Source organism: Fictibacillus nanhaiensis (genome assembly GCF_036213205.1).
GTDB lineage: Bacteria > Bacillota > Bacilli > Bacillales > Fictibacillaceae > Fictibacillus > Fictibacillus nanhaiensis_E.
The window spans coordinates 91,987-106,406 of sequence record NZ_JARMFC010000020.1 but is presented as its reverse complement, the minus strand read 5'-3'; the positions used below and the strand labels follow the sequence as shown (position 1 = coordinate 106,406).

15 protein-coding genes are annotated in these 14,420 nt (G+C 38.9%); 4 read left to right on the top strand and 11 right to left on the bottom strand.

The genetic code is table 11. From position 1 onward, the window contains the following. Positions 1 to 84 precede the first annotated feature (84 nt). Positions 85 to 399, top strand: coding sequence for a MerR family transcriptional regulator (locus P4V41_RS17695; protein WP_328086506.1), 315 nt, complete (start codon positions 85 to 87; stop codon positions 397 to 399). Between the two features lie 36 nt (positions 400 to 435). Here P4V41_RS17695 and P4V41_RS17690 read toward each other — a convergent pair whose 3' ends face one another. The 7 genes from P4V41_RS17690 to P4V41_RS17660 form a co-directional block, all read right to left on the bottom strand. After that, entirely contained in the window at positions 436 to 1,164 is a 729-nt protein-coding gene (locus P4V41_RS17690) for an exonuclease domain-containing protein (protein ID WP_328086505.1), read from the bottom strand. Continuing rightward, positions 1,161 to 2,132, bottom strand: a complete 972-nt coding sequence (locus P4V41_RS17685) for a DUF294 nucleotidyltransferase-like domain-containing protein (protein ID WP_328086504.1) — start codon at positions 2,130 to 2,132, stop codon at positions 1,161 to 1,163. Before P4V41_RS17685 ends, P4V41_RS17690 begins: the two co-directional genes overlap by 4 nt. Positions 2,133 to 2,191: 59 nt before the next feature. Then, positions 2,192 to 3,466 carry an ammonium transporter gene (locus P4V41_RS17680; RefSeq protein WP_328086502.1) on the bottom strand — a complete coding sequence of 425 codons (1,275 nt, stop codon included), beginning with the start codon at positions 3,464 to 3,466 and terminating at the stop codon, positions 2,192 to 2,194. 153 nt (positions 3,467 to 3,619) lie between these two features. Then, positions 3,620 to 4,594: a bile acid:sodium symporter family protein gene (locus P4V41_RS17675; protein WP_328086501.1), complete on the bottom strand. Its 975-nt coding sequence runs from the start codon at positions 4,592 to 4,594 to the stop codon at positions 3,620 to 3,622. A 215-nt stretch (positions 4,595 to 4,809) separates the two neighbouring features. Further along, positions 4,810 to 6,540, bottom strand: coding sequence for a ribosomal protection-like ABC-F family protein (gene abc-f, locus P4V41_RS17670; protein WP_328086500.1), 1,731 nt, complete (start codon positions 6,538 to 6,540; stop codon positions 4,810 to 4,812). Positions 6,541 to 6,935: 395 nt separating this feature from the next. Next, complete coding sequence (locus P4V41_RS17665) at positions 6,936 to 9,329, bottom strand: M14 family metallopeptidase (RefSeq protein ID WP_328086499.1); 2,394 nt, start codon at positions 9,327 to 9,329, stop codon at positions 6,936 to 6,938. Between the two features lie 206 nt (positions 9,330 to 9,535). After that, on the bottom strand, positions 9,536 to 10,111 hold the full coding sequence (locus P4V41_RS17660; RefSeq protein WP_328086498.1) for a GNAT family protein: 576 nt from the start codon (positions 10,109 to 10,111) through the stop codon (positions 9,536 to 9,538). Between the two features lie 94 nt (positions 10,112 to 10,205). On the opposite strand from P4V41_RS17660, the gene P4V41_RS17655 reads away from it, so the two are divergent. From P4V41_RS17655 to P4V41_RS17645, 3 genes are all read left to right on the top strand, one after another. After that, positions 10,206 to 11,765: a hypothetical protein gene (locus tag P4V41_RS17655; protein ID WP_328086496.1), complete on the top strand. Its 1,560-nt coding sequence runs from the start codon at positions 10,206 to 10,208 to the stop codon at positions 11,763 to 11,765. Between the two features lie 16 nt (positions 11,766 to 11,781). Beyond that, positions 11,782 to 12,153 carry a cupin gene (locus tag P4V41_RS17650; RefSeq protein WP_328086495.1) on the top strand — a complete coding sequence of 124 codons (372 nt, stop codon included), beginning with the start codon at positions 11,782 to 11,784 and terminating at the stop codon, positions 12,151 to 12,153. Positions 12,154 to 12,243: 90 nt separating this feature from the next. Beyond that, complete coding sequence (locus tag P4V41_RS17645; RefSeq protein ID WP_066392185.1) at positions 12,244 to 12,498, top strand: YiaA/YiaB family inner membrane protein; 255 nt, start codon at positions 12,244 to 12,246, stop codon at positions 12,496 to 12,498. A gap of 46 nt (positions 12,499 to 12,544) precedes the next feature. Here P4V41_RS17645 and P4V41_RS17640 read toward each other — a convergent pair whose 3' ends face one another. The 4 genes from P4V41_RS17640 to P4V41_RS17625 form a co-directional block, all read right to left on the bottom strand. Then, positions 12,545 to 12,838, bottom strand: a complete 294-nt coding sequence (locus P4V41_RS17640; RefSeq protein WP_328086494.1) for a putative quinol monooxygenase — start codon at positions 12,836 to 12,838, stop codon at positions 12,545 to 12,547. A 21-nt stretch (positions 12,839 to 12,859) separates the two neighbouring features. After that, entirely contained in the window at positions 12,860 to 13,498 is a 639-nt protein-coding gene (locus tag P4V41_RS17635) for a nitroreductase family protein (protein ID WP_419181333.1), read from the bottom strand. A 45-nt stretch (positions 13,499 to 13,543) separates the two neighbouring features. Then, positions 13,544 to 13,981, bottom strand: coding sequence for a MarR family winged helix-turn-helix transcriptional regulator (locus P4V41_RS17630; RefSeq protein WP_419181332.1), 438 nt, complete (start codon positions 13,979 to 13,981; stop codon positions 13,544 to 13,546). 149 nt (positions 13,982 to 14,130) lie between these two features. Continuing rightward, positions 14,131 to 14,313, bottom strand: coding sequence for an alpha/beta-type small acid-soluble spore protein (locus tag P4V41_RS17625; protein WP_066392178.1), 183 nt, complete (start codon positions 14,311 to 14,313; stop codon positions 14,131 to 14,133). Positions 14,314 to 14,420: the final 107 nt, after the last annotated feature.

Here is a 14,420-nt window from a genome sequence, read left to right as displayed (position 1 = left end):
AGAAAACCTAACATTAATATGATATAATAAATAACAATATTTAGAATTGTCTGGTTAAGCACTTGCTAGGATAGGAGGCTCAAAATGTCTGGTGATAAATCATCTTATAAAGATAAAAAGGTCATGTCCATTGGTATCATAAGTGAACTTACCGGTTTATCAGAGCGAAAAATCCGTTATTACGAAGAAAGAAAGCTCATCTTTCCAGAAAGAACAGGTAAAGGAACGCGCAAATACTCTTTTTCTGATGTAGAGCGTCTTATGGAGATTGCTGATCAAATTGAAGATGGTGTGCAAACATTTGAGATTAAAAAAGAATTAACGAAAAAGCAAAAACGTGACGAACGTAATAAAATGATTCGCGGACAAATTAACGCTCAATTCAATATGAGAAATTAAAAACAGCTGGCTCTTCATATCATAGCGCCAGCTGTTTTATGTCGAGAGTCGTTCATATACCTCTCTCAAATTCTTAATTCCTAACTTTTGAACACGTGCTACATAAATACTCCAAAGCTCAGCCGTCATCTTCGCATCCCCTAAGGCATGGTGTCGATTAATCACAGGCACGTTACAATGCTCACAGCAATCTTCTAAAGTAACAAGGTTAGCGTTTGGCTCAACAATTTTCAGTAAAAATGAAGTATCTACTATTCGGTGTTTGAACTGACTTCGAAAAAGTTTCCAATTATAGTGTTGTAGAAACTTTTTCTCGTGACTTGCATGATGAGCCACTAGGACATGACCTCTTGCAAAATCGTAAAAATCTACTAGCACTTTTGATAATTGAGGCGCATTCTCAAGCTCACTCTCTTCTATTCCTGTAAGCTCTTTGATCTCAGTTGAAAGTTCGCCCGTACAACGCGCGAGAGAATAAAAGGTTTCTTCATTCTGCACTTCTCCACCTTTTACTTTCACAGCACCAATCGATAGAATCTGGTTCCCTTGTTCAGGAAAAAAACCAGTAGTTTCAAGATCAAAAACCACTACATTCAAATCATTGAGAGGTACGGTTAAACTCTCTTCCACTTTCAACTCTTTTTCAAGCTGCCTTAAAAACGCCACATGTTGAGGACTAGATTGCCCTTGTAACGACGCATAAACACTAGAGTTTATCTTCCCTTGTACTTGCTTCATAAATTGAATAAGCGGATTCATCCTCATGTTTCTATCGTTCCCTTTATGACCGACTGAGTGTATTCTTGTAGCTTTTGCCCATTTAATAGAATATGCTTCATGTCTTTTTTCTCATCTTTACTGAGTTTTTTAATGTTTAAGTAGTGTATATCATCATAGTTTTCTGTATTTTTCTTATGATACTGCAGCCTGTAATGAAGCAGTTTATCAAATTCTTTAATACACCAACTAAGTTCGTATTTAGACATGTTATTAAGCGCTTTTAGTCTTGCAAGGGTAGAAGTAACTTCCAAACTCTCTTTCATTGCAAGCAAACGCACATTATTAACATAGGGAAAGAAACCTGATTGCTTCAGATCAATACTCCCTGCATGTGAGCCATGTGGTTCTGTTAAAAATTGATGAAAGAACCCGACCGCTTTTTTTACATGCTGTGTATTTTCTAACAAGCGTTCTAGAAAACGTGGATTCTTTTTAATGTATTCATGTACGATCTGTTTAAGTTTCTTACAATAAGCTTCTTCACCAATAAGCACTCGTGCATCATAGAAGATAAGAAGAAATCGTATACTTTCAAAGCTCTCTTCGGTAAGCCACTTTGACAGCTGCTCTTCCCACTCAAACATTGATTTACTCCAAACAGGATTTGAACTCATTACATTTCCATCACAATACGGATAGCCAACTTCATTTAATCCATTTGCCAATTCTTTTCCGAATGCAATAAAATATTGATTCGTTATCTCATTTTCTTCCTCATAAATCAGACCATGATCTTGATCTGAGATGATCGCTTGTTCAAATCTACCTGCACTCCCCATTACAATCCACGCGTAACGGCAAGGAACGGCACCGAACTTTGAAATATGTCTTTCAAGAGCAGCATCAAAGACATTTTTCATCACTTCATCGTGAAAAGTGTTTAAAGCTTGAGATGAATCTTGGTGTTCGACCCATTTATTATCGCGCCATTTTTTTATCTGTGAATAAGGCATTTTTACACATCCTATGTGATAAAAGCATTGAGGATAGACCCCAATGCTCTTCACCACTTTTAATTTGCGATTTTTTTCTTTTCTTCATTTGCGATGAACGCTTCCGGATAACCATAGTTTCCGTGTTCACTCACATCCAAACCGATAATCTCTTCTTCTTCAGAAACTCGAAGACCTTTCATTACCTTTTTCATAGCGTACAAAAGAACGAAGGAAACAACAAATGCGTACAACGCTGACACAGACAAACCCATCGCTTGAACGCCAAGCTGTGAAAATCCACCGCCATAGAACAATCCCGGCTTCCCAACTGTAGCAAGTTCTGGTGTTGCGAATAATCCTGTAGATAACGTCCCCCATACTCCAGCAGCTCCATGAACGCTCAACGCATAGATCGGGTCATCTATTTTTAATCTATCGAAAAATTTAACAGAATAGAATACTAAGATTCCTGCAACAAATCCGATTAGAACCGCTGCCCACGTTTCAACGAATGCACAAGAAGCTGTAATGGCTACTAGTCCTGCTAACGCACCGTTTAATATCGTCGGAATATCCGATTTACCGAGTACCATCCAAGAAATGATTAGTGCAGCAACCGCACCTGCTCCAGCAGCAAGATTCGTATTTAACGCAACAAATCCGAAAAATCCATCATCAACTACAAAGGTACTTCCTCCGTTAAACCCGAACCATCCGACCCATAAAACGATAACTCCTAGTGCTGTGTACACTTGATTGTGACCAAATATATTATTAGACGTACCATTCTTATTAAATTTACCGATTCGAGGTTTCAACAGAATTGTCGCTGCAAAGGCTGCCATGGCACCTGTTAAATGGACAACTGTCGAGCCAGCAAAATCCTGCTTACCGTGTTCTGCCAACCAACCTCCGCCCCAGATCCAGTGTGCGACAACCGGATAGACGACGACGGAGAAAAGAATGGCAAACACGAGATATGCTGATAATTTCGCTCTTTCCGCGAATCCCCCGAACGCAATCGTTAACGAGATTCCTGCAAACGCAAGCTGAAACATGAAGAATGCCGCTGTCGAATAGGCCATCCCTTCAGCTTGATCACCCGAATAGAAAAAATCAGACAACCCGATAAAAAAGTTTGAGTTACCACCGAAAATGAATCCATATCCAACTGCCCAAAATACGATTGATGCTAAACCAAATGTAAAGACTGTCTTTCCTGCAATGTGTCCTGCATTTTTCATTCGAGTCGACCCTGCTTCAAGCAAGATAAACCCACCTTGCATTAAAATGACAAGAAGTGCACCTAGTACAAGCCAAACACTGTTTAATGAAAACATGATATCTTCCATTTGAACGCCCCCTACTGAACTGTTTCTTTCATTCTATACAGTTCTGGCGCAGATTCTACACCCATGTAAGATTTTCTGACATGGTTTTTCGAAAAGTCCATAAAAAGAGAAAAAGCTAACCTTTCACTGTTAAAAGGTTAGCTTCTCTATCTGTCAAACCACCTTAGATGATGTAGTTTGAGTTCTAGTTTGTGCGGAATGATGTTCAGCTTTCTTCCCCCACCATGTTGCAAGCAATGGTCCTGATATGTTGTGCCACACACTAAAAATCGCACTTGGCACAGCAGACAGCGGTGAAAAGTGAGCAACTGCAAGGGCTGCACCTAATCCAGAATTCTGCATCCCGACTTCAATAGAGATGGCTTTTTGATCTGCAAAATCCAGCTTCAAACTCTTCGCGATCAGAAAACCAATTAACAGCCCTAACACATTGTGAAGAACAACAATAGATAAGATCAATAATCCTGTCTCTGCAATTTGTTTTGCGTTCGCTGCAACAACAGCGGATGCTACAGCCACAATTCCCACAACAGAGACGAGGGGAAGAGCTGCAATGCTTTTTTCCACTTGTTTACGAAATGAAAGTTTAACAACAAGACCTAACAAAATTGGAACGAGTACAATCTGAACAATCGACAACAGCAAACTGCTCGCTGAAACCGTGAGCCATTTACTCGCAAACAAAAGCGTTAGTGCTGGTGTTAAGATTGGCGCGAGTAGTGTTGCCACGGATGTTACCGCTACCGATAGGGCTGTGTTACCTTTTGCTAGAAAGGTCATAACGTTTGATGCCGTTCCACCAGGACAACATCCTACTAATATAACTCCTATTGCCACTTCTGGCTGCAATTGAAACGCCGTAGCTAATCCAAACGCAAGAAGCGGCATGATTGTATACTGTGATACCACACCAATTAAAACACTCTTTGGAGCTTGAAACACTGCCTTAAAATCATTCAAAGACAGGGTTAACCCCATCCCAAACATGATAATTCCTAATAAAAGAGGAATATGGGGAGCGATCCATGTGAAGCCTTCTGGAATCAAAAATGCTAGTACGGCAAAAAGAATCACCCAAACCGCAAAGGTGTTGCCCGCTACTTTACTAACTTTCTCTAGAAATCTCATGGTCGTCACTCTCCTTTTTAAGAGAGTATAAACCAATTATCTGAAATTTCAATGTTTTTAATAAAAAATTTAGAATTATGTGATGAGACCGTTTTTTTTTGATTGTCGCTCTTGTTTATGTGATTAGAATCAAAAATTATTTGATAAGTCTATTTCAGGCTCATCTAATCAAGCTCAAAGCCAGGCGGATAATCCAACCTGGCTTTATATTACATTTAAGTTTTTTGTATGAGCTGCCGCTTTTTACTCATTAACATTTGCAACTCCTGATCAACCTCTCTATACTCATCAGTCCCCGTTTTACAAAAACTAATTTTCCCGAGCAATTCCATAATCTTGTTCTCTACTAAAGCTAATTCTTCTGCATGGTTTTGATCATCGATATTAGAAACACGTAACCTCTGTTCTTCGTATTCCCCAAGTCCCATCTCTATCCTCTTTATTTGCTGTTTCTCAATAACTAGCAGTTTATCACACAGCTTTTCAACGAAAAAACGGTCGTGTGAGACGATGATTAGGGTGCCTGAAAACTGTGACAATGTCTCCTCCAATTGCTCGCGGCTCGGCAGATCCAGATGATTCGTCGGTTCATCCAAAATGAGAACATCATATTCCTGCAATATCATCAGCACTAGTTTAACGCGCGTTCGTTCTCCTAAACTTAAGTGACGGATTGGCTTTGAGAGTTTTCGGTCCTCGATGCCCATGTTAGCAAAGATTGTTCTTGCCTGAGTTAAATGATGCTTTTCCTCTAGATCAAAGTATTCATAAACCGTCTTCTCTTCAGGAAGATCACTCACATCTTGAGATAGATAGGCAATTTTCATAGATTCACTTTTCCAAATTGTCCCCTTTGTCACAGACTCCTGACCGAGTAACATCTTTATAAATGTTGTCTTTCCCGATCCGTTTGGTCCCTGTAATGCTATTTTTTCTCCATGCTTGACATAAAAGTGACATTCGTTAAAAAGAGTTCGATCATCAAATTGTTTTGTTAGACCACGGGCTTCAATGAGTCTTTTCCCCCTGTTTCCAGCAGAATCAAATTGAAAGAAAACATCACTTTCTTCTTTTGGTTTATCAATTCCCTTTTTTGAGAGTTCTAGATTCAAACGCTTCAACTTTGACTTGATCTGGTTATCTTTTTTCTTCGCTTTCATTCTTTCGTATTCTTTGAGTCCCATCTGTTTATTCTCTGCTGCCGTTCCACCTTTACCTGCTTCTCGGTGAGCTTTATCAGACCACGTTTTTAACGTGTTCACTTGCTGTTCGATCATGTGTATTTTTCTTTGCTGCTTCTCATAGTCCCTTTTTTGCTGGTGGAATCGACGTTGCTTCTCTTTTCTATACGCAGAGTAATTTCCTTCGTAGAGTGTGAGAACACCCTCTTCTAGTTCAAATATCTTCTCTACCGATTTATCAAGAAAATGACGGTCATGAGATATGATAATGGCTGCACCTTTATAGTTATTAACTTCTTCTGTAAGCCAGTTTATCCCTTGAAGATCTAAATGATTTGTCGGTTCATCTAAAATCAAGAACTCTGGATGATTTGCCCATATTTTTGCGATGGATACCTTTAATCGTTCGCCACCACTTAAATGTCGTAGTTCGCTCTTTTGAAGCAAATGTTTTTGAAGTCCTAACTTCTTACTAGTAGCCATTAATTCTTCGCCTGTTTCAAGCAACTCCCGTTCAACATCTAACACATAATCTGTTGATTGTGGCAAATATCCCATGTGCAGATTTGCCGGCCACGTCGTAAATGATCCATAATCGTGGTCGATACATTTCATAAGGATGTTAACGAGTGTTGTTTTTCCACTACCGTTCCATCCTACTAGGCCAATTTTTTCACCTTGCCTGATATCAAATGAGATATCTTTTAAAATTTCTTTATCACCAAATTTTTTCTGCAATCCTTTAACTTGTAATACTGTCGTCATGCAGCTCACCTCTTTCTTGGTCATTAAGGAGGCTACAAAAAAACCTCCCTGGAGAGCCCAGAGAGGTTGGTCGGATTGCACAATATGGTAAAGACACGTATCCAAATAAACACAAGAACATAACTATTCTTTGTGTGAAATCATAAGGCATATGGCACGTGTATACGCAAAATGGGCAGACTTATCCTATTCTCCAGGTCTCATTAGTTTAGAGTTAGCCTAAGAAAATAAGAGTTTTCCACATCAGCGTAGTACCGTTCCTTTCCAAAATGACTTCAACTTACAATTGTTAGTATATGGACGTTCTTTAAAAATGTCAACGCTTCCTTTACTACGAGTCAATATGTAAAAGGAAGAAGCAGCTTATCTCCTCTGCTCCTCCCTTTTTGTAATGGCTATTTAATGAAAAATGTTTTCGTGTTGTATTTCTTGTTGTTTCCAGGTTCATATCGGTTCTCTACGTTTTTACTCGCATCGACCGAAAACCAGTTTACCGTTGTCGTCTTTTCAAACGTTAATGATTCCGGTCCTTCACGTGTACCGCTCAACTGCAATTTCTGTGAATCAAACGTAGGACGGCTGCCATCTAACGTGTAGTAGATCGTAGCGGGCTCACTTGTTCTGAAGCTGACTTCAACTTTATTTTCATGTCTTCCGCCGTTTGGTGTGATACTTGATTTTGGCGCTTTTTTATCTTTAGAATATTGATACGCCACATCGATAAGTCCTAATAATCCGTTTGAGAATTCCATGGCTTCTTCGTGTCCTTCGTCAAACGGTGGCTGAAAACCTACCAGCTCCCAGCGTTTTGTTTCTTTGTTCCAAAGATCTGCTCCTACTTCAAAGTTCCAAGCGTAGATTCCTTTTTCATACCAGAGGTGATCTGCTGAGTTTCCAGCAGCAGAATAAAGAACGTCTGGAATCGGTCCTGTTCGACTTGGTAAGATCACTGTTCCACGATGCTTTTTGATCTCTTTTAAAATATAATCTGAAGCTTGCCAATAATAGGCTTCTTCCCCAGCAGACGGGCGAGGCAATGTTTCACGTTCTGGCGTATACGCACCTGGTGACCACATGAAATAACCACCATAGCTATGAATGTTCATGGCAAATTTAATGTTAGGGTTCTCATCCGTTAACCAAACTAGATTACGGCTTTCTGGTTCAGAATGCTCGCTAGGTCCGGCGTATGTGCCACTCAAACAATTCGTTGTTGATGCTCCGACATAACCATCAAACGCAGATCCCACATCATGGTTACGATTCAAATCAACGCCCCACGAATTTCGGTAGCCATTGTCAGACTGATGAGGTGAGCAGTGATTCGTCATGTTCTTACGCTGTGAATTAAAGTCATAGAAGCTATAGTGCCCTCCATCTGGATTCATGGACGGAATAATAAAAATATCAAGATTATCAACCAGCTTCTTAGTCTCTTTATCATGCGAATAGTTTCGTAAAAGTCGTTCAGCAGTCTCAACGGAAACAAGTGGTGTTACCCATTCACGCGCATGTTCTTGTGAGTAACCAAGTACACCAGGCTTTGAGCCATCTCTATGCTTTCCGATTCGAATCGCTTTAACAGTAAATGGATCACGCGATACTGTAGCTGGTGCTTTTAAGTTATCAGACAGGTTTGAAGTAGCAGGTTCTACAATTCCATTACCTGCATTTCCACGATAGGTTGTAGCAGAGACAAGATCACTAACTTCTGCATTCAAAAGATCTACCACTTCTTTTGCCGTACTTTTCGCATTACCTTCAGCATCTGTTGCCAGTGTAACGACGATTTTGCTTCCGCTCGTACCAACAGAAAGAGGTGTGCCTGCAGCTGAAGCTCTCTTCAATTCCAAGCTGATCGCATTTCCGCCCTCGTGTCCCCAGTGTCGAGATGTCACAACTACCGCTGTGTTTTGCATCGTTCCTAATGTCGCTTGAGCTTGTCTGCGATATCCGTTCGTCTTGTTAGGCATCTCCACAATTTCAGCGAGCTCTGGATATTCTTTTACTAAGTTCTCGATTCTCGCGTTGATTTCTGTCGGGTCCATATAATGGTCAACAAAATTCTTAACATAGTGCTTGCCTGGCTTGTCCGGCTTTCCTTCACCGAGCCATTCGGTTACTTGAGACGTAGCTGAACCTCCTAGCGAGCTTTCAATTGTTATATCATTTGGTATTGCCGAAACAGGTAACATAAAGGAATGGTAGAGGTACTCTCCAGCATCTTGAATCTGTTGTAGTGTTGCCGTTTTCTCTTCTCCATTCTCTGTCCATCTAGCGGTTAGAATCGTGCTTGATACGGCACCAGTTGTGGATTTGGCTTCAACATAAAGGAAAGTGTCTGATTGATTCGTGAAGTGATTTGCTCTGAGGATTGTTACTGTTTCTTTAGCGGATGTTAACTTTTGTTCTTGCCTAACTGCCATACTTCTTTCTGCAGCACGCTGATTGAGTTGGTTTTCTGTGATGAGAGTTTCTTTTACGTTAATCCCATAAAGCTTCAGCATCGCAACTTCAGTTGGTGTTACGACTGCATCTACTTCAATTTGTCCATTATGAACGTGCATTCTGTGAGTTAGATCGATACCAAGTTCTTCGATTTTCCCCATCGCTTCCTTTGTGTTTGGAACAGCGAATTGAACGAGAGAAACGGACTCTGCTGGCTGTATTTTGAGCGATGAAGCTTCAGCAACTTGCGGCGTCACACCTGATTCCAATGTTGAAAAAGCCATCCCTGCAACTGTTGATAATACGAGTGCAGAAGATAGCCATCTCTTACTGTTTTTCATAACAAGCACACCTCCTATATATGTATAAGGTAAGTGTAACTTTATTATCAGAAAATTCAATCATACTTAAGAACGTACATATAGCTTATTATATACATTCGTTTTGACTACTTATTTTGTAAAAATACTTTATAAAAGGAAAATATAGTAATTAAGAAGCAGATAGATTGTCTTATTAGTAAGGCAATCGCGTAGAGCTGAGTAATTTATAGGTTATTCTTCACTTTAAAATCTTCTTTTAAGACAGCATATACCTTAAGATCTCGGTGCTTTCCTTTTGCAAACATCGCTTTTCTTACCGTACCTTCATATTTCATTCGGAGCTTTTTCATAACCCCTTCAGATCCAACATTCTCTACAAAACATCTAGCCTGAATTCGTACTAAATCCATTTTGGTAAAGCCGTAATTGAGAATCGCCTTACTTGCTTCTGTCGTAATGCCCTGACCCCAATAGATCTTTGAGATTACATAACCGATCTCAGCTGTTTTATGATTGGTCTGCCATGATACAAAGTCTATCGTACCAATCAGCTGGTTGGTTTCTTTTAAAACAATTCCCCAAGGTGCTAGATCACCATTCTCATATTTTGTTAATACGATCTGAATGAATTCCTTCGTATCCTCTAGCGTTTGGTGCGCATCCCAAGTTACATGGCGGGAAACCTCAGCATCCGATCCATATTGAAACATGTCTTGTGCATCCTCTAATGTTATTTTTCTTAATAGAAGGCGCTCTGTTTCTATTGTTGGTAAGTTCATAAATATATTTTTACTTTCCAAAATGAATCCCTCCCTTACTTTTACTATTGTATACTTAATTTCAAAAAGGAAAAATATGGACTTTCGTCGAATTTTGGAGTAAGGGGGAAATATGATGAAAAAGTTCAAGCCTTTTGTTATTCCACTTCTATTCTTCATGGTTGTTTTTATTGCTTTCACTTCTCAAAATCTAAAAACTGAACTGAAACTACCGATTGAAGATTGGAGTCGGTCATTGCCATTACAAACAGAAAAAATTGGTGAAGTTAAGCCGGTATTTCAAGAACAAAACGGAATACAACGTGTATATGTTCCGAAAGAAAATGAAGTTTTGAGTTTTCATGTTACTGATAAATTAGAGGTACAAGATAAACAAACCATTCCACTTTCTATTCCAAGTCCCCAAGACTTCTGGGTACAAGGTGATCAGTATGTATTCGTTAGAGATCAGCAACTGATTCACTATGATGGAAAGAAAGAAAATATACTCGATCAAAATGTTAGAGGATTGGACTCTAACCCTAATAACATTATTTATTTTAAGGAAAACGAGATACTAGCTGTAGAAATGGATTCATGGAAAGTTAAGTCTCTAAAAAAGGTGCCAGAACAAATTTATTCGGTCGTTCTAAACGACAAGTCGGATTCGTTTATTAGTGTTAGAAAATCTTCTAAGGAAACGACTAAACAAGTTAAGGTTACTTTTTATCAACCTGTTGATCAGTTTGGCTATAAGGAACACGTGATCTTAGATAAAGAGGAACAAATTCATGAAAATCATTTTGGCTTTTACTTTATTGAGAATAGCAGAGATGTGACGATTTATTATACTTTGTTTACTAATAATTCAGGTGGAAAGTCATATAAAATCTACCAAGGAACTAATCCATTGAATGCAAATAAGGATTGGGATTTTAACATGATGACATTCATTGACAACAATGGAGTGAAGTTAGAAAATCCTAAGTTTATTCAATATGGTGTTGATGCGAACGGTCAAGCAAAAGTTATGTTTACTACTCGCGCATTAAGGTCTAACGAAAAGGAAGCCGTTAATGTGTATGAAGCACGAGCTGATGGAGATGTTTGGAGAACTGAGCTGCGGAGTACAACAAACTATCAGTCCCTTCACCCTAACTGGGTTGGTGAAGAGTCGGTTATGTGGTTAAACTTAGTGGGGTACAAAGAATACACGTTTAGCGGCGCTTCTAAGAATCCTGATGTTATTGAAAAAAGTCTAAAAATAACACAATCAGATATGAAGGAAGCCGTTTCTGCAACGGTATTATCTCTTTTTCAAGGATTAATCTTTGCGATGAGTTCAGTATATTGGATCACTCCTGCCGTCCTTTTTGCATTAGTTATATACATTGTAAAAATTAAATTGATGGAAGATGAAGATAAGCGCATTTTGTATACCATCTTAGCACTGTTTCTCGGTGTCCAATTAATCTTTATTCAGAAATTGTTTAACACTCATTATTACATGTATGCTCCCGATTTTTTGGCTTTTACAGGGAGTTCATTTGTTATCCCTATTGCGCTCGCACTATTAAGCGGTGCAGCGGTATGGTATGGGAGAAAGCAAGATTGGAGCAAACTTACGGCCATTTGTTATTTCGCTGCTTTAAACACTTTCTTTTTATCGATTGTTGTTGGGCCATATATGTTTTAGAGAATGGGGATAATACATGAAAATTTTTCAATTTACGAAAGAATCAGGAAGACACATTTCTAAATTTAATTCAAATTTTGTAATGACTAGAATTGCAAAAACAAAGAATCCTGCACAAATTGGATGTGTTCATCTAGAAGCTGGAGGAGTCATTGGCTACCATCAAGCCGTAGTTCCACAGCTCCTTCTTGTAGTTAGTGGGGAAGCTGAGGTTTGTGGTGAGGATAAAATCATGCATAAAATCAACGCGGGTGAAGCTGCCTTTTGGATCAAAGACGAATTTCATGAAACATCTACAAAGTGTGGTCTTACAGCAATCATTATTGAATCCGCGATGCTAGAACCTGCTTCTTTTACACATGATAACATTTCCAAACAAGAAAAATAAGGAAATAAAACCTTTTATTGATTATAATGAAGATAGCTTTTGGCATATATTTGTTTATCTATCTATAAAGAGATTAAAGGAGGTTTACATATGCAACGTCATAGAAGAAGAAATACACCCGCATTTACCGTTTTAGCTTATTTTACATTCATCGCTGGGGTGTCTATGTTTTGTATCGGACTTTACAATGCAGACAATCTGCAACTGAACGAAAAAGGTTACTACATCGCCGTAATGATATTGGTAGCCGTTGGTGCGATTTTGACCCAAAAGGTTACTCGTGATAACGCGGAGGATGATGAACTAATCGCTGAACAAGAGCGCAAGTACACAAAAGCCGAATAGTATCACTAAAAAAGGAAGGCACATTCTATGCGCCTTCCTTTCATCATTACTTTACTTGTTCACCGGCGTACACTTTTACATCAGTTGGCGCAGCCATAAAGCTTGCAGCCTTTTTACCGAACGCTACAAAGTGCTCACTTGTGTTATGGTTTTGAACCGCTTCTTGGTTCTCCCAAACTTCAACCATCATATACGTTGCTTCTTTTTCTGTATCTTTCTTTAGATCGTATTGAATGTTACCACTTTCAGCACGCGAAGCCTCTACTAAAGTTTTTACCTCTGCTAAAAATGCTTCTTCTTTTTCTTTTTGTACCGTTAAACCTGCGTGAATAATAATCATTTTATCTATTCCCCTTCCTTATTATCTCCACTCTGTTGTTTCTTCTACTGATAGACGAACAGATTGATATCCTGTATCTGCTGCTTTACCGATGGAAAGCAACATAACAGGGAAATAACGTTCTTTATCTAGACCAAACGCTTCAGCAATATCAGCTTTTTCATATCCACCGATCGGATTCGTGTCATATCCATGTGCACGAGCAACGAGCATCAATTGCATAGAAACAAGTCCTGCATCGATCAGGTTCATGTCTTTAAATTGTTCTGGTGTCATTTGTTCTAAAAGTCCGCGAATGGCTGGCACTTGCTGATTTCTAACTTCTTGAGGCATATGCCCTTCGTCTACTGCTTTATCATAAATTTTTTCTAAATAATCCAAGCTGTTGTTATCAGCGAATACAGCAATGACAGCAGATGAAGTTTCTACTTGACGCTGATTGAATTTAGCCAACGGTGCCAGCGTTTCTTTTCCTTCTGGTGTATCGATCACGACAAAACGCCAAGGCTGTAAGTTTACAGATGATGGTGCAAGAGAAGCCTCTGTTAGGATTTCATTCATCTCATCTCTAGAAATTTTTACAGATGGATCGTAGTTACGGATGGATCGACGTCCAGTGATAATTTCGTTAAAGTCATTGGTTTTAGTTTGTTGCATCATACATTCTCCTTTATGTGTAATAGTCTTAGTTGTATTTGATTGTGATTACTCAAAACATTCAATATTGCGTTGAATACGGGTTAACATCTCCAGCAAACTTTTTCTCTCTTCAGCAGAAAAATCATGTAATACACCAGAAATAAAACGTTCCTTTTCTTCACGGTAATGAATGATTTTTAAACGTCCTTCCTCTGATAGAGAAACATACGTAAATCGTTGATCTTTAGGATCTTTCCTTCTAACTACCATTCCTTTATCCTCAAGCTGTTTCAGATGCCTCGTTACAGCGGCATGATCAATATTCACTTTCTTTTGAAGAGCTCTTTGACTGATCTCTTCAACTTCATATAATTCATGCAAAAGCTCTAAGCGCGTCTGACTGATCCCAGTACAGCTCTCAAACTTAGGAACCGTTCTGCGATGGATCTCATACAAACGGTTAATAATCTTCTCGTCATCTATATATGAGTTGGACAACAGCATCCTCCTCCTCTAAATAATTGATAGCTCAATAATTGATACGTCAACTAATATAAAATACTTCTTTTCAAATGTCAAACAGAAAAGTTTATGTAAAAAATAAAGAGGCTATCTGCGATGAACAGATAGCCGAGCCATGATATTAAATTTAATTAGCGCTTTCCGCCAAGAGCTTGAGCAACTAAACGTTTTGTGATTTCTCCACCTACAGATCCGTTAGCACGAGAAGTTGAATCTGGTCCAAGGTTTACACCGAACTCAGAAGCGATTTCATACTTCATTTGGTCGATAGCTTGTTGTGCACCTGGTACTACTAATTGGTTTGTGTTAGCCATGTTATTTTCACCTCCTTGTTGAATTAAGATTATAGTTCCACATTGAATCTTTCTTATGCGCAACAGCAAAAGGTAGTATTTGCTAATAAAAAAAAAGGACGATTTTA

Bases quoted from the DNA above. Each gene is read 5' to 3' on its own strand.
- abc-f (WP_328086500.1), bottom strand. From the start codon at position 6,540: ATGACGACAGTATTACAAGTTAAAGGATTGCAGAAAAAATTTGGTGAT.
- P4V41_RS17645 (WP_066392185.1), top strand. From the start codon at position 12,244: ATGCAACGTCATAGAAGAAGAAATACACCCGCATTTACCGTTTTAGCT.
- P4V41_RS17635 (WP_419181333.1), bottom strand. From the start codon at position 13,498: ATGATGCAACAAACTAAAACCAATGACTTTAACGAAATTATCACTGGA.
- P4V41_RS17640 (WP_328086494.1), bottom strand. From the start codon at position 12,838: ATGATTATTATTCACGCAGGTTTAACGGTACAAAAAGAAAAAGAAGAA.
- P4V41_RS17690 (WP_328086505.1), bottom strand. From the start codon at position 1,164: ATGAGGATGAATCCGCTTATTCAATTTATGAAGCAAGTACAAGGGAAG.
- P4V41_RS17675 (WP_328086501.1), bottom strand. From the start codon at position 4,594: ATGAGATTTCTAGAGAAAGTTAGTAAAGTAGCGGGCAACACCTTTGCG.
- P4V41_RS17655 (WP_328086496.1), top strand. From the start codon at position 10,206: ATGAAAAAGTTCAAGCCTTTTGTTATTCCACTTCTATTCTTCATGGTT.
- P4V41_RS17630 (WP_419181332.1), bottom strand. From the start codon at position 13,981: ATGCTGTTGTCCAACTCATATATAGATGACGAGAAGATTATTAACCGT.
- P4V41_RS17650 (WP_328086495.1), top strand. From the start codon at position 11,782: ATGAAAATTTTTCAATTTACGAAAGAATCAGGAAGACACATTTCTAAA.
- P4V41_RS17695 (WP_328086506.1), top strand. From the start codon at position 85: ATGTCTGGTGATAAATCATCTTATAAAGATAAAAAGGTCATGTCCATT.
- P4V41_RS17685 (WP_328086504.1), bottom strand. From the start codon at position 2,132: ATGCCTTATTCACAGATAAAAAAATGGCGCGATAATAAATGGGTCGAA.
- P4V41_RS17665 (WP_328086499.1), bottom strand. From the start codon at position 9,329: ATGAAAAACAGTAAGAGATGGCTATCTTCTGCACTCGTATTATCAACA.
- P4V41_RS17680 (WP_328086502.1), bottom strand. From the start codon at position 3,466: ATGGAAGATATCATGTTTTCATTAAACAGTGTTTGGCTTGTACTAGGT.
- P4V41_RS17625 (WP_066392178.1), bottom strand. From the start codon at position 14,313: ATGGCTAACACAAACCAATTAGTAGTACCAGGTGCACAACAAGCTATC.